The following is a 15541-nucleotide window of genomic DNA, read 5'->3' as shown; positions in this document are numbered from 1 at the left end:
CATCGGCGTCGGCGCTGTCGCTCTCCAGGGCCTTCAGGGCGGAGCCGCGGATGACCGGAACGTCGTCGCCCGGGAATTCGTACTTGGACAGCAGTTCGCGGACTTCCATCTCGACCAGCTCGATCAGTTCCTCGTCGTCGACCAGATCGACCTTGTTCAGGAACACGACCAGGTAGGGCACGCCGACCTGACGGGCGAGCAGGATGTGCTCACGGGTCTGAGGCATGGGGCCGTCGGTGGCCGCGACAACGATGATCGCGCCGTCCATCTGGGCCGCGCCGGTGATCATGTTCTTGATGTAGTCGGCGTGACCGGGGCAATCCACGTGGGCGTAGTGACGCTTGGCGGTTTCGTATTCGACGTGCGCGGTGGCGATGGTGATGCCGCGCTCCTTCTCTTCGGGAGCCTTGTCGATCTCGTCAAAGGCGACGAAGGAACCGCCGCCCTTGAGGCTCGCGATCTTGGTGATCGCCGCGGTCAGGGTCGTCTTGCCGTGGTCGATATGACCAATGGTACCGATATTGACGTGCGGCTTCTTTCTTTCAAATTTCTGCTTGGCCATGATTCATCTCCATTCTCATTTCTTGGTCAATTCTTCGGCAAGACTCGCGGGCACGCGGTCATAGTGGTCGAACAACATGGTGTACGTCGCCCGCCCCTGGGTCTTGGAACGCAGATCCGTCGCATAGCCGAACATGCTGCTCAACGGCACGTTTGCGCGGATGATCTGCATCCCGTGCCGCATTTCGAGGCTCACGATCCGGCCGCGACGGCCGTTCAGATCACCCATGACGTCGCCCATGTAATCGTCGGGAGTCAGCACTTCGACGAACATGATGGGCTCCAGAAGAACAGGGGCCGCCTTATGACAGGCTTCCTTAACGGCCATGGATCCGGCGATGTAGAACGCCTGCTCCGAAGAGTCGACTTCGTGGTAGGAGCCGTGGACCAGCTCGACCTTGATGTCGACCATGGGGAAACCGGCCATGACGCCGTTCAGCAGAGCGTCCTTGATGCCCTTGTCGATGGCGGGGATGTATTCCTTGGGAATGACACCGCCAACGATACCGTTCACAAATTCATAACCTGCGCCGGGTTCCTGCGGGTAGACCTTGATGACCACGTGGCCGTACTGGCCACGTCCGCCGGACTGCTTGGCGTACTTGAGATCCTTCTCGCTGGGCTTGGAGATGGTCTCACGGTAGGCGACCTGGGGCTGACCGACATTGGCGTCGACCTTGAACTCACGGGTCAGACGGTCAACGATGATTTCGAGGTGCAGCTCGCCCATGCCGGCGATCAGGGTCTGCCCGGTCTCCTCGTTGGTCTTGACCCTGAAGGACGGGTCTTCCTTGACCAGCTTGCCGAGGGCCTGACCGAGAGCGTCGCGGTCGGTCTTGGTCTTGGGCTCGATGGCGACTTCAATGACCGGTTCCGGGAAGTCCATGGACTCCAGGAGCACCGGACGCTTCAGGTCGCACAGGGTCTCGCCCGTGGCGGTCTGCTTCAGGCCGACGGCGGCGACGATGTCACCGGCGTGGGCTTCCTTGATGTCTTCACGCTTGTTGGCGTGCATCTTCAGCAGGCGGCCGACGCGCTCCTTCTTGCCGGAAGCGGCGTTCAGGACAGTGACTCCGGTTTCCAGCACGCCGGAATAGATGCGCAGGAAGGTCAGGTGCCCGATGAACGGATCGGCCATCAGCTTGAAGGCCAGCGCGCTCAGGGGCAGATCGTCGGAGCATTCGCAGACGATCTCGTTTCCGGTGTCGGGATCAGTGCCCGTCATGGCCGGAATGTCCACCGGTGAAGGCAGGTAGTCCACAACGCAGTCGAGCAGAGCCTGGACGCCCTTGTTCTTGAACGCGGATCCGCAGATGACCGGACAGATCTTCATGCCGATGGTCGCGGCGCGAATGCCCGCCATGATTTCTTCCGGCTGAAGTTCCTCGCCGCCGAGGTATTTCTCGAGCAGGCTCTCGTCCTCTTCGGCAATGGCCTCGACGAGGTTCATGCGCCACTCGTCGACAAGGTCGATCATGTCTTCGGGGATGTCGCGCACGTCGATGGACTCGCCCTTGGAGGCCTCATCATAGAAAAGGGCCACCTTGCGCACGAGGTCGATCTGTCCCTGGAAGTTCTCTTCGGAACCGATCGGCAGGTGCAGCGGCACGGGCTTGGCCTTGAGACGATCCTTGATCATGTCGACGACTCGGTAGAAATCAGCGCCCGAGCGGTCCATCTTGTTGACAAAGGCGATGCGGGGGACACGATATCTGTCCGCCTGGCGCCACACGGTCTCGGACTGGGGCTCGACACCGCCGACGGCGCAGAAAACGGCGACGGCGCCGTCGAGGACGCGCAGCGAGCGCTCCACTTCAACGGTGAAGTCGACGTGGCCGGGAGTATCGATGATGTTGACCCGGCAATCGCGCCAGAAACAGGTCGTCGCAGCGGAAGTGATCGTGATGCCACGCTCCTGCTCCTGCTCCATCCAGTCCATGGTCGCCTGACCGTCATGCACCTCGCCAAGCTTGTGGGAGACACCGGTATAATAAAGGATACGCTCGGTAGTCGTGGTCTTGCCCGCATCGATGTGGGCCATGATACCGATATTGCGCTGATTTTCTATTGGGACTCGTTTAGACACGAAAAGAACCTCTTTTACCAGCGGTAATGCGCGAAAGCCTTGTTGGCTTCGGCCATTCTGTGGGTGTCCTCACGCTTCTTGATGGCACCACCGCGATCGTTGAAAGCGTCAAGGAATTCAGCAGCCAGGCGCAGGACCATGCCCTTTTCGCCGCGAGTGCGGGAGTAGTTGACCAGCCAGCGGATGGCCAGGGCTTCCTGGCGGGCCGGACGAACTTCCATGGGAACCTGGTACGTGGCGCCGCCGACACGACGGGATTTGACTTCCATCTGCGGCTTAACCTTCTCGATAACCTGCTCGAAGGCCTTCAGAGGTTCGCTGTCAGTGCGCTTCCCCAGCTCTTCAATGGCATCATAGAATATCTTCTCGGCAACGCTTTTCTTGCCGTCATACATCATCTGGTTCACAAACTTTGTGACCACCCGGCTTCCGTACTTCGGATCCGGCAGCACTTCACGCTTCGGCGTGGCTCCCTTGCGAGGCATACGTCAATCTCCTTGTACCTATTTAGGACGTTTGGCTCCGTACTTGGAGCGGCTCTTCCGGCGATCCTGAACACCGGCCGCGTCCAGCGTACCTCTGATAATCTTGTAGCGGACACCGGGCAAATCCTTGACACGACCGCCGAGGATCATGACCACGGAGTGCTCCTGCAGGTTGTGCCCTTCGCCGGGGATGTACGAAGTCACTTCGATTCCGTTGGTCAGTCGCACTCTCGCGACCTTACGAAGAGCTGAGTTCGGCTTCTTGGGCGTCGTGGTATACACGCGCACACAAACTCCCCGACGCTGCGGGCATCCCTGCAGCGCGGCTCTTTTTGTGCCTTTCACCTGGAGGACCCGCGCCTTGCGGACCAACTGATTGATAGTGGGCATTTCAAACTCCATGAATAAACTTTTTGAGAAGGGGGTTCATAATCGAACTCCCCTCCCCTTGTCAACTCGACACTCTGGCCAGATCAAACTTACTGTTCCATGAAAAAAGGATCTTTTTCCAGGTCCTCCAGGAACTTGTCGGGACTTTCCGGCTGGTCCGGAACAATGATGTCATTTTCGATGTAGGCCCTGAAGCCCGTGCCGGCATTGACCAGCCTGCCGACGATGACGTTTTCCTTCAGGCCGTAGAGGTAATCCTTCTTGCCGATCAGGGCGGACTCGGTCAGGACCTTGGTCGTCTCCTGGAACGACGCCGCGGAGATGAAGGATTCCGTGGACAGCGACGCCTGGGTGATGCCCAGAACCAGAGGCTCGGCCACCGCCGGCTGCATTCCCGTGGCCATGCACGTGGCGTTGGTGTCCGTGAACCGCATCTTGTCCACCTGCTCGCCCATGAGGAAACCGGTGTCACCGGGATCCAAAATAGAGAGCTTCTTGAGCATCTGGCGGACAATGATCTCAATGTGCTTGTCGTTGATGTAAACGCCCTGGAACCGGTACACGTCCTGCACGCCGTCGACCAAGTAGAAGGCCAGATACTTCTCGCCCTTGATCTTCAGCAGATCGTGCAGGTCCGGCGTTCCTTCGGTCAGCAGTTCGCCGCTCTCGACGAAGTCGCCCTCGCCGACACTGATGTGCTTGCCCTTGGGAATCAGGTACACGCGCGCCTCGCCGACTTCGGGCTCGACGATGAGCTTGCGCTTGCCCTTGGAGTCCGGACCGAAACTCACGATGCCGTCGATCTCGGACAGGATGGCCTGATCCTTGGGCTTACGGACTTCGAAGAGCTCGGCGACGCGCGGCAGACCGCCGACGATGTCCTTGGTCTTCATGGTTTCGCGCGGCTTACGGGCGATGATGTCGCCGGGCTGGACCGAGTCGCCGTCATTGACCATGACGATGGCGCCCACGGGCAGGGTGTAGGATGCCTGGGTCCCGGTGTCCGGCTTGGTCTTGCACACGCCGTTCTCGTCGCAGATGGAGATGCCGGGGCGGAAGCTCGACGAACGGAACTCGATGACCGTCAGCGTCGACTTGCCCGTGGCCTCGTCGATACGCTCCTGTACCGTGCGGCCTTCAATGATGTCCGTGAAGTGGACGACACCCTCGACGTCCGTGACGAACGGTTCGTTGAAGGGGTCCCACTCGGCCAGGCGCTCGCCCTTCTTCACCTCGGCCCCGTTCTCGAAGTACAGCTTGGCGCCCGAAGGCAACGCGTACTTCTCGCGCTCGACCCCCTGGTCGTCCACGATGCGCAGCTGACCGCTCTTGCCCAGCACCATGCGCTCGCCGCGGTTGTTGGTGACGGTGCGCACGCGGGACAGTACAATGCGGCCCTTGTTCATGGCCTCGTATCGGCTCTGCTCGATCTCCTTGGAGGCCGTGCCGCCGATGTGGAACGTTCTCATGGTCAGCTGGGTGCCCGGCTCACCAATGGATTGTGCAGCGATGATGCCGACGGCCTCACCCACGTTGACCAGGTGCCCGCGGGCCAGGTCGCGGCCGTAACAGAGCGCACATACGCCGTGCTTGGCCTTGCAGGTCAGGGCCGAGCGGATGGTGATGGTCGCGATGCCGCGACGCTCGATCTCCTGCACCAGCTCTTCGTTGATGATGGTGTTGGCCGGGATGAAGACCTCGCCCGTATCGGGATCGAGGACATCGTACATGGCTACGCGGCCGAGCACGCGTTCGCTCAGGCGCACGGTGATCTCACCGCTCTTGGTCACGTGGGACAGCTCGATGCCGTCCACGGTCTTGCAGTCATGCTCGCTGACGATGACATCCTGCACGACGTCGACCAGACGACGGGTCAGGTAACCCGAGTTGGCGGTTTTGAGCGCCGTGTCGGCCAGACCCTTGCGTGCGCCGTGCGTGGAGGTGAAGTACTGCAGAATGGTCAGACCTTCGCGGAAGGACGACGTGATCGGCGTCTCGATGATCTCGCCCGAAGGCTTGGCCATCAGGCCGCGCATGCCGGCCAGCTGGCGCATCTGGTCCTGGTTGCCTCGTGCGCCGGAGTTGGCCATCATGAAGACCGAGTTGAAGCTGTTGCAGCGCTCCTCCGGTGCCGAAGACACATGCCAGCGAAGCGCATGCTTCCGCTCGACCGCCGCGTCCTGGTTCGGATTCGGAACGGTATCGTACTTCAGCTCGCGCATCATGGCGTCGGCCACTTCGTTGGTCGCCTTGGTCCAGACGTCTACCACCTTGTTGTATTTTTCCGTGCGGGTGATGATGCCCTCGCGGTACTGCTGCTCGATGTCGGCCACTTCGGTGTGCGAACGGTCGAGAATGCCCGACTTGGCAGGCGGGATGGTCAGGTCCTTTACGCCGACGGTGATGCCGGCCTGGGTCGAATATTCAAAGCCCAGGTCCTTCAGCTTGTCGCAGAGAATGACCGTGGCCTTGGTGCCGGCCAGGCGGTAGGCCTCGCCCACCAGACGGCCGATGACCTTCTTGCTCATCTCGCGGTTGTAGACGTCGAAGGGCACCTCGACGGGCACGATCTCGCGGATGATGATGCGGCCGGGCGTGGTGTTGACGAGTTGGCCGTCAATGCGGACCTTGACGCGGGCGTGCAGCTCCACGTGACCGGAGTCATAGGCGCAGATGACCTCCTCCGGGTCGGCGAAGATCATGCCCTCGCCCCGCTCGAAGGGACGCTCCACGGTCAGGAAGTACAGGCCCAGGACGATGTCCTGGGACGGCACGATGATCGGGGAGCCGTTGGCCGGCGACAGAATGTTATTCGTGGACATCATGAGCACGCGGCACTCGATCTGCGCCTCGACAGACAGGGGCACGTGCACGGCCATCTGGTCACCGTCGAAGTCGGCGTTGAAGGCCGTACAGACCAGCGGGTGCAGGCGGATGGCCTTCCCTTCCACCAGGATGGGCTCGAAGGCCTGGATGCCGAGACGGTGCAGAGTGGGCGCGCGGTTGAGCAGAATGGGGTACTCGCGCACGACCTCTTCGAGGATATCCCAGACCGCCACTTCCTCGCGCTCGACCATCTTCTTGGCGCTCTTGATGGTGCTGGCGTAGCCGCGTTCCTCGAGCTTGGAGTAGATGAACGGCTTGAACAGCTCCAGGGCCATCTTCTTGGGCAGACCGCACTGGTGCAGCTTGAGGTACGGGCCGACCACGATGACGGAACGGCCTGAGTAGTCGACGCGCTTGCCCAGCAGGTTCTGGCGGAAGCGGCCCTGCTTGCCCTTGATCATGTCCGACAGGGACTTCAGGGGGCGGCCGTTGGTTCCGGTGATGGCCCGGCCGCGGCGGCCGTTGTCAAACAGCGCGTCCACGGACTCCTGCAGCATGCGCTTTTCGTTGCGGATGATGATGTCCGGGGCGCCCAGTTCGAGGAGGCGCTTCAGGCGATTGTTGCGGTTGATGACGCGACGGTACAGATCGTTCAGGTCAGACGTGGCGAAACGTCCGCCGTCCAGGGGAACCAGCGGGCGAAGTTCGGGCGGGATGATCGGGATCACGTCCATGATCATCCACTCGGGCTTGTTGCCGGACTCCAGGAACGCCTCGACAATCTTCAGCCGCTTGGCGAGCTTCTTCTTCTTGGTCTGGGACCGGGTGGACTGGGATTCCTCGCGCAGTTCCACGCGCAGGCTGGCCAGATCGATCTCCTGCAGCAGGATCTTGATGGACTCGGCGCCCATGCCCACGGTGATGGCGTTGTCATTGTAGTGGTCAAGGATCTGGAAGTACTGCTCCTCGGAGATGACCTGCTTCTTCTGCAGGGTCGTCTCACCCGGATCGAGGATGATGTAGGAATCGAAGTACAGCACCTTCTCCAGATCGGCCATGGTCATATCCAGCAGGGTGCCGATCTTGGAAGGCAGGGACTTCAGGAACCAGATGTGCGCCACGGGCGCGGCGAGCTCGATGTGGCCCATGCGCTCGCGGCGGACCTTGGAGGCAATGACCTCGACGCCGCACTTTTCGCAGACGATGCCGCGGTGCTTCATTCGCTTGTATTTGCCGCAGTTGCACTCATAGTCCTTCACGGGACCGAATATCTTGGCGCAGAACAGGCCGTCCCGCTCCGGCTTGAACGTGCGGTAGTTGATCGTTTCGGGCTTCTTGACCTCGCCGAAGGACCATTCGCGGATCTTTTCCGGAGAAGCGACGCTAATGCCGATCGCCTTCAGGTTCTGGCTGTTGAAAGAGCTGGTCGCACTGCCCCGTTGTGTAAAAAGATCATCAAGACTCATCGTATATTCCTCATTCTGTGGTCGAAGTGAAAATCCGTTGCCGCAGGCAGGGTCTACCTCTTGCGCGGACGCTTGCGGTCATCCTCGACGAGGGTGACCTCCAGACCCAGGGCCATCATTTCCTTGACCAAGACGTTGAATGATTCGGGCATGCCGCTTTCGAGGAAATTGGATCCCTTCACAATCTTTTCGTACATTTTCACGCGCCCGTTCACGTCGTCGGACTTCACCGTCAGGAATTCCTGCAGCAAATAGGCCGCGCCGTAGGCTTCCAGAGCCCAGACTTCCATTTCGCCCAGACGCTGTCCGCCGAACTGGGCCTTACCGCCCAGGGGCTGCTGCGTAACCAGGGAGTAAGGACCCGTGGATCGGGCGTGGATCTTCTCGTCGACCAGGTGATGGAGCTTCAGGTAGTACATGTAGCCCACGGTGACCCGGTTGTGGAACGGGACGCCGGTACGGCCGTCGAAGAGACGGGCCTTGCCGTCCTCGGGCAGGCCGGCCCTCTTGAGCAGCCCCCAGATTTCGCTTTCCTCGGCGCCGTCGAAGACCGGGGTCTTCATGACGATGCCCTTGTTCAGGGCCCGCGCCGACTCGATGACCTCGTCGTCACTCATGGAGTCGATCAGGGCCGAGGTTTCGGGAGAATCGAAGATGTCCTTGATTTCCCTGCGCACCATGGCGGCGCCTTCGGCGACCATGGCAGCGATCTGCTGACCCAGGGTCTTGGCGGCCCAACCAAGGTGTGTCTCCATGATCTGGCCGATGTTCATGCGCGAAGGCACGCCCAGAGGGTTCAGCACGACGTCCATGGGGGTCCCGTCGGCGAAGAACGGCATGTCCTCTTCCGGCAGGATGTTGGACACGACGCCCTTGTTGCCGTGACGGCCGGCCATCTTGTCACCTACGTTGAGCTTACGCTTCACAGCCACGTACACCTTGGCCATCTTGATCACGCCGGGGGGCAGATCGTCGCCCTCGGTGACCTTGCCGCGCTTGTTCTCGTAGACGTCCTTGATGAATTTGAGCTGCAGGTCGAAGTAATCGAGCTGCGCCTTGACCGCCTCGTTGACCTCCTTGGCAGCGAAAGCGCCGGCGAGCTTCTTCAACGGGATCTCGGCAAACACGTCTTCCCTGATGGGCTGGTTGGCTTCGAGAAGCACCTCGCCCTTGCGCTTGCCCATGATGGTCTTGGCCACGCTCTTGCCCTTGCAGGCTTCCCAGATCTTGCGACGGGTAGCCTCGGTCAGGGCCGCGGCGTGCTGACGTTCGCGGACGTCGATCCCTTCGAGTTCATAGTTCTCGATCTGGCGGGTGCGCTCATCCTTGTCGCCGGAACGACGGTTGAAGACCTTCACGTCGATGACCGTGCCCTCGATTCCCGGCGGGACCTTGAGGGAGGTGTTCTTCACGTCGCGCGCCTTGTCGCCGAAGATGGCCCGCAGCAGTCGTTCCTCGGGAGTAAGCTGCGTTTCGCCCTTGGGCGTGATCTTGCCGACGAGGATATCGTCGGGTTTGACCTTGGCGCCGATACGGATGATGCCGCTTTCGTCAAGGTTGCGGAGCATCTCCTCGCCGACGTTGGGGATGTCGCGGGTCACTTCCTCGGGCCCGAGCTTGGTGTCGCGGGCGAAGACGTCAAACTCCTCGATGTGGATGGAGGTGTAGATGTCCTCCTTCACCACGCGCTCGGAAATGAGGATGGAGTCTTCGTAGTTGTAGCCGCACCAGGGCATGAAGGCCACCAGCAGGTTCTTGCCCAGGGCCAGCTCGCCGTCGCTGATGGCGGGGCCGTCGGCCAGGACCACGCCCTTGCGGACCGTATCGCCGATCTGAACGCGGGGCTTCTGCCCGAAGCAGCTGTTCTGGTTGGACTTGTGATATTTCTGCAGATCGTAGAACCGCACGCCGCCCGACTCGGGGTACAGATCGCCCGAGTAGGCCACGATGACGCGATCCGCATCGACGTACATCACCTCGCCGTCGCCCTCAGACATCAGGCAGCTGCCAGAATCCTGGGCCACCTTGCCCTCGATGCCGGTGCCGACCAGCGGCTCCTCGGTCACGAGCAACGGCACGGACTGACGCTGCATGTTCGATCCCATGAGGGCGCGGTTGGCGTCGTCGTGCTCCAGGAACGGGATGAGCGCCGAGGAGATGGACACAATCTGTCCCGGGGAAATGTCCATAAGGGTCACTTCCTCGCGGGGCACGATGGCGAATTCACCTTCCACGCGGGCCTCGACAAGGGGGTTCACGAATCGCCTGTCGTCGCCGAAGATGGCGTTGGCCTGGGCGATGATGTGCCCGGACTCCGTGGACGCCTCCATGTACTGGACGTCGTCGGTGACGTACCCGTCCTTGACCACGCGGTACGGGGTTTCGATGAAGCCGTAGTCGTTCACCAGGCCATGAGTGGTCAGAGACACGATCAGACCGATGTTCGGACCTTCGGGAGTCTCGATGGGACAGATGCGGCCGTAATGGCTGAGGTGAACGTCGCGGACCTCGAAACCGGCCCGTTCACGCGTCAGACCGCCGGGCCCGAGGGCGGACAGGCGGCGCTTGTGCGTGACCTCGGACAGGGGGTTGGTCTGGTCCATGAACTGGGACAGCTGCGACGTGCCGAAGAACTCCTTGAGCACGGCCGTGACCGGCTTGGGGTTGACCAGGTCGTGGGGCATGAGCGTGGCGACTTCCTGCAGGCTCATGCGCTCCTTGATGGCGCGCTCCATGCGAACGAGACCGATGCGGTACTGGTTCTCGACCAGTTCGCCGACCGGGCGGACGCGACGGTTTCCGAGGTGGTCGATGTCATCGGCCGGACCGTGGGAGTCCTTGAGCTGAACGAGCTTCTTGACCGACCGGAAAATGTCCTCGTTGGACAGGGTGCGGTGGTCGATGGGCAGGTTCAGGCCAAGACGGGAATTAAGCTTGTACCGCCCCACCGGCGAAAGGTCGTAATAGTCGGGGTTGCGGAACAGGTTGTCGAAAAAGCTGGCTGAAATCTCGGCGGTCGGCGGGGAGCTGGGGCGCAGGCGCTTGTAGATGTCGATCTGGGCGCTTTCCATGTCCTCGCACTTGTCCATGGCCAAGGTGTCGCGCATGCACGAGGACACTTCGGCGCCGGAGGAAAAAATGCCGTTCAGCTCGTTTATCCCGGCAGCCTGGCATTTTTCGACAGCCGAGGCGGTCAGGGGGTCTCCGGCCCGCAGCACGACCTCGCCGGTCTGCGGGTCCACGATGTCCACGGCGGCGAATTCCGTCTCCAGGGATTCAGGACGGACCTCGTAGTATTCGACGCCGGCCTTGATCATGCGCCGCCACATGGCCTTGGTCATAGCCTTGCCGGCAGCCACGACGACGGTGCCATCGGGCGCGACGATATCGGCCTGGGCAACTTCCTTGCGGAAATTGTACTCCTCGACCTTGCGCAGGACCCTGGTCCCATCGAGGCGGAACGTGTCCTTGTCGTAGTAGAAGGCCAGAATGTCCTCACTGGTCATGCCCATGGCCTTGAGCAGGATCGTGGCGGGCATCTTCCGTCGACGGTCGATGCGGACATAGAGGATGTCCTTGTGGTCGAAATCGAAATCGAGCCAGGAACCGCGCATGGGAATGATGCGACAGCTGTAGAGGATCTTGCGGCTGGAATGGGTCTTGCCCGAGTCATGTTCGAAAATGATGCCGGGCGAACGCTGCAGCTGGTTGACGATGACCCGTTCCGTGCCGTTGATCAGAAACGTTCCCTTCTGGGTGATGAGGGGAATGGTTCCGAAATATATGTCCTGTTCCTTGATGTCATGGATGGTGCGGCTGCCAGACGCTTCGTCCACATCGTAGACGGCGAGGCGAACCTTGATGCGCAGAGGAGCTTCAAAGGTCAGGCCCTTGGCGATGCACTCGTCGACGTCATACTTGGGCTTGCCGATTTCGTAGCTGACGTATTCGAGAGTGGCAGTCTTGTTGAAATCATGAATGGGAAAGACAGAACGAAACACGCCTTCGAGCCCGATGTCCGTGCGCATGCTGGGGGGAACGTCGGTCTGGAGAAATTTGTTGTAGGAATCAAGCTGAAGGCTTAAAAGATGAGGGATCTCAATGGAATCTTTGATTCGTCCGAATTTCTTGATCAGTTTGTTCATCGTTTCCCCTCAGGAAATGGGAGGTTGCTGGGCAGGCAAAGCGTTTCAGCCAGGATAGGCTGCTATATATGAAAGCCTCGTTCGGGCGCGGGCGCGGCCCGTGAAGCATGGAATTACATAAAAAGGCGTAAAGAGTGTAAGAGGTTTTCTCCCCTTACACTCTTTACGGAAAGTCAGGCAAGAAGCAAAAAACTACTTGATTTCAACCTTTGCGCCGGCTTCTTCAAGCTGCTTTTTGGCGTCGTTGGCGGCGTCCTTGGCGGCGGCTTCCAGGATCACGGAAGGAGTCTCGTCGACCTTGGCCTTGGCTTCCTTCAGCCCGAGGCTGGTCAGAGCGCGGACGACCTTGATGACGCCAATCTTGTTGGCGCCGGCTTCCTTCAGGATGACGTCGAATTCGGTCTTTTCCTCTTCGGCGGCTTCAGCGGCGGCCACGGGAGCGGCGGCGAAAGCGGCGACAGGGGCGGCAGCGGAAACGCCGAACTTCTCTTCCAGTTCCTTGATGAAACCAGCCAGCTCCAGCACGGTCATGTTGGAGATGAATTCGACAACCTGTTCTTTGGTGATATCAGCCATTTTGTCCTCCTAAATATGTAGCAATTGGCTCATTCTTCTTTTTTGTCTTTGAGGGCGTTCAACACGTTGAGCATCCCCCGAATCACATTGGCAAAGAGAGACACGAAATTCTGCGGCACGGCGTTCATGGTGCCCAGAACAGTTGCGAGCAACTGTTCGCGGCCCGGCAGCTCAGAAAGGGCCTTGATGGACGCCTCTTCCAGGAACTTGCCTTCCAAGCTTGCGTAACGCACAGAAAACTTGTCATTCTTCTTTGCAAACTCAACCAGGACCTTCGCAGCGACGACAGGGTCGTCATAGCCAAAAGCCACGGCGCAGTTGTACTTCAAGTGGTCGTTGAGTACGACATGCGGTCCTTCCTCAAAGGCTTTGCGTGCCAGAGTGTTCTTCACGACCTGATAGTCGCACCCCGCCTCGTGCAGTTTCGCACGCAGGGGAGTCAGCTCTGCCACCTTGAGCCCATGGAAGTCCGTGACAATGGCGATGCTCGCCTTGTCAGCCTTCTCCTTCAGGCCATCGATGATTTTTGCTTTTTCTGCCCTATTCACCACGTACCTCTCTATAGCTAGGCAGAATGAGCCAAAGCCGTCTGTGCAGGATATTAAGGAATGTCCACCTGCATTCTCTGACTCATCTACTTGTTATGAAACTTATTCTCCCGTTTTACGCAGGGAAGCGGCGTCGACCTTGACGCCAGGGCCCATGGTGGAAGACAGAGAGACGGCCTTCACATAGGTACCCTTGGCGGTGGAGGGTTTGAGCTTGATCAGCGCATCGACCACGGTCCACAGGTTGCCGAGGAGCTTCTCGGAACCAAAGGAGACCTTGCCGATGGGGGCGTGAATCACGCCGGCCTTGTCCACGCGGAACTCGACCTTGCCTGCCAAGAGTTCGCCGATGGCTTTCTCCAGGTCAGGGGTGACGGTGCCGGTCTTGGCGTTGGGCATCAGGCCGCGCGGGCCCAAGATCTTGCCGATCTTGCCGACATGACCCATCATGTCGGGCGTGGCAACGGCCTTGTCGAAATCGAGCCAGCCGCCCTTGATCTTTTCGACCAGTTCGTCGCCGCCGGCATCGATGGCACCGGCATTGCGGGCCTTCTCCTCGTTCTCGCCCTTACAGAAGGCGACAACGCGAACCGTCTTGCCCAGGCCGTGAGGCAGGGACACGGCGCCGCGGACCATCTGATCGGAGTACTTGGGGTTGACACCCAGGTTCACCGCGACATCGACGGTCTCGTCAAACTTGGCGAAAGAGCTCTTGAGAACCAACTCGACAGCTTCAGCCACATCGTACATCTTGAGGCTGTCAATGGCCTCGCATGCTTTCGTGAATTTCTTTCCGTGCTTGGGCATGGCTAGTTCTCTCCCCTTATTCCACTTCAATTCCCATACTGCGAGCGGTACCCATGATGGTCTTGCACGCAGCAGGCAGATCATAGGCAGACAGATCAGGCATCTTGATTTTGGCGATTTCCTCGATCTGGGCCATGGTCACCTTGCCCACCTTCTTCTTGTTCGGCTCTCCGGAACCCTTCTGTAGCTTGGCGGCTTTGACCAGAAGGACGGCGGCCGGAGGAGTCTTGGTGACGAAGGTGAAGGAGCGGTCCTGAAAGACCGTGATCTCGACAGGAATGATCATCCCCTTGTCGTTCATGGTCTTTGCGTTGTACGCCTTGCAGAACTCCATGATGTTCACACCGTGCTGACCCAGGGCGGGACCGACCGGCGGAGAGGGATTCGCAGCTCCTGCGGGAAGTTGCAGCTTGATTATTGCAGTTACTTTTTTGGCCATAACACTACCTCATCTCTAAAAATTATCAGCCTTTCGTCACCTGGACAAAGTCCAGCTCAACCGGCGTTTGTCTTCCGAAGATCGAAACCGAGACGCGCAATTTGCCTTTATCATAGTTCACATCTTCAACCGTGGCATTGAAGTTTGCGAACGGGCCATCGATCACGCGCACGTCATCGCCACGTTCAAAATGAAATTTTGGCCTGGGCTGTTCTTTCCTGCTCTCGATGGTCGCCAGGATGCGCTGCGCTTCCTTGTCGGTCAGGGGCACCGGGCGGCTCTTGCCGCCGATGAATCCCGTGACCTTGGGAATGGACTGAATCATGTGCCATGAATCGTCCGTGAAGACCATCTTGACCATCGCGTACCCGGGATAAAACTTGCGCGTGGACGTACGTTTCTGTCCCTTGATCAGTTCGACAACCTTCTCTGTGGGAACGATGACATCCTCGACCAGGCCCTTGGCCTGTCCAGTGCGGATCATCTCCTTGATCGTCTGCTCAACGCGCTGCTCGAATCCCGAATACGTGTGAATGATATACCAGCGAGCCTTTGGATCGTCGTTCATGAGGCCCCCACCTAGGACAGAATGGCAGCAATGATTTTGGTCAGGACCAAATCGACGATGCCGAGAAAAAATGCCATGACGACGACCAACAACAAAACAGCCGAACTGGTACTGATGGTTTCCTGCTTGTCAGGCCAGACGACCTTCTTCAGTTCCATTTTTGCCTGGTCAAAGAACACGCGAAGCTCATGGAACTTCTGCGCCATTCCCTGCTTGGGCATTTCTGTTTCGGCATTTTTTTTCATTTTATCCATCGCTAGGAGATAAAGTGGCAGGCCAGGAGGGATTCGAACCCCCAGCCCTCGGATTTGGAGTCCGATGCTCTACCGTTAGAGCTACTGGCCTGCGTGTCGGAAATTTTCACTACGGATGCCGCGTTCGCGGCACCCGCGTGAGACTATTTGGATTCGCGATGCTTGGTGTGCTTACCGCAAAAAGGGCAGAACTTGCTGAGCTCGAGCTTGGCAGTCGTGTTCTTTTTGTTCTTCTGGCTCGCGTAGTTTCTACGCTTGCACTCGCCACACGCAAGAAGGATATTGATGCGCATTGATTACTCCTGAATTTCGGAAACAACGCCGGCACCGACGGTACGGCCGCCTTCACGGATGGCGAAGCGCAGGCCCTTTTCCATGGCGATCGGGTTG

The 15541-nt window shown here is 59.4% G+C and carries 14 protein-coding genes and 1 tRNA gene; all 15 read right to left on the bottom strand.

What is annotated here, in order from left to right; translation table 11 throughout:
• The coding region (locus G394_RS0115840; RefSeq protein WP_028577809.1) for a GTP-binding protein at positions 1–562 on the bottom strand (562 nt) is incomplete at its 3' end.
• A gap of 15 nt (positions 563–577) precedes the next feature.
• Positions 578–2647, bottom strand: coding sequence for an elongation factor G (fusA, locus tag G394_RS0115835; protein WP_028578497.1), 2070 nt, complete (start codon positions 2645–2647; stop codon positions 578–580).
• A 14-nt stretch (positions 2648–2661) separates the two neighbouring features.
• Entirely contained in the window at positions 2662–3132 is a 471-nt protein-coding gene (rpsG, locus tag G394_RS0115830; RefSeq protein WP_028578496.1) for a 30S ribosomal protein S7, read from the bottom strand.
• Positions 3133–3150: 18 nt separating this feature from the next.
• The gene (gene rpsL, locus G394_RS0115825) at positions 3151–3522 is read right to left on the bottom strand and encodes a 30S ribosomal protein S12 (RefSeq protein ID WP_028578495.1); all 372 of its coding nucleotides are present in this window, start codon (positions 3520–3522) and stop codon (positions 3151–3153) included.
• 89 nt (positions 3523–3611) lie between these two features.
• Positions 3612–7814 carry a DNA-directed RNA polymerase subunit beta' gene (gene rpoC / locus G394_RS0115820; RefSeq protein WP_028578494.1) on the bottom strand — a complete coding sequence of 1401 codons (4203 nt, stop codon included), beginning with the start codon at positions 7812–7814 and terminating at the stop codon, positions 3612–3614.
• A gap of 53 nt (positions 7815–7867) precedes the next feature.
• Complete coding sequence (gene rpoB, locus G394_RS0115815) at positions 7868–11959, bottom strand: DNA-directed RNA polymerase subunit beta (RefSeq protein WP_028578493.1); 4092 nt, start codon at positions 11957–11959, stop codon at positions 7868–7870.
• Positions 11960–12151: 192 nt separating this feature from the next.
• Positions 12152–12535, bottom strand: coding sequence for a 50S ribosomal protein L7/L12 (gene rplL / locus G394_RS0115810; RefSeq protein ID WP_028578492.1), 384 nt, complete (start codon positions 12533–12535; stop codon positions 12152–12154).
• Between the two features lie 29 nt (positions 12536–12564).
• Positions 12565–13083, bottom strand: coding sequence for a 50S ribosomal protein L10 (gene rplJ / locus G394_RS0115805; RefSeq protein WP_028578491.1), 519 nt, complete (start codon positions 13081–13083; stop codon positions 12565–12567).
• 102 nt (positions 13084–13185) lie between these two features.
• Complete coding sequence (gene rplA / locus G394_RS0115800) at positions 13186–13890, bottom strand: 50S ribosomal protein L1 (protein WP_028578490.1); 705 nt, start codon at positions 13888–13890, stop codon at positions 13186–13188.
• 16 nt (positions 13891–13906) lie between these two features.
• Positions 13907–14329, bottom strand: coding sequence for a 50S ribosomal protein L11 (gene rplK, locus G394_RS0115795; protein WP_028578489.1), 423 nt, complete (start codon positions 14327–14329; stop codon positions 13907–13909).
• Positions 14330–14354: 25 nt separating this feature from the next.
• Positions 14355–14897, bottom strand: coding sequence for a transcription termination/antitermination protein NusG (nusG, locus tag G394_RS0115790; RefSeq protein ID WP_028578488.1), 543 nt, complete (start codon positions 14895–14897; stop codon positions 14355–14357).
• Between the two features lie 11 nt (positions 14898–14908).
• Entirely contained in the window at positions 14909–15142 is a 234-nt protein-coding gene (gene secE / locus G394_RS0115785; RefSeq protein WP_028578487.1) for a preprotein translocase subunit SecE, read from the bottom strand.
• 24 nt (positions 15143–15166) lie between these two features.
• Positions 15167–15242: transfer RNA gene (locus G394_RS0115780), tRNA-Trp, on the bottom strand.
• Between the two features lie 52 nt (positions 15243–15294).
• The gene (gene rpmG, locus G394_RS0115775; RefSeq protein WP_028578486.1) at positions 15295–15444 is read right to left on the bottom strand and encodes a 50S ribosomal protein L33; all 150 of its coding nucleotides are present in this window, start codon (positions 15442–15444) and stop codon (positions 15295–15297) included.
• A 3-nt stretch (positions 15445–15447) separates the two neighbouring features.
• Positions 15448–15541, bottom strand: a 94-nt coding sequence (locus tag G394_RS20935) for an EF-Tu C-terminal domain-related protein (RefSeq protein WP_483782840.1), incomplete at its 5' end; no start/stop codon positions are given.

Origin of the sequence: Desulfomicrobium escambiense DSM 10707, from assembly GCF_000428825.1 — a bacterium.
Lineage (GTDB): Bacteria > Desulfobacterota > Desulfovibrionia > Desulfovibrionales > Desulfomicrobiaceae > Desulfomicrobium > Desulfomicrobium escambiense.
This window is presented reverse-complemented; position numbering and strand designations above follow the sequence as displayed.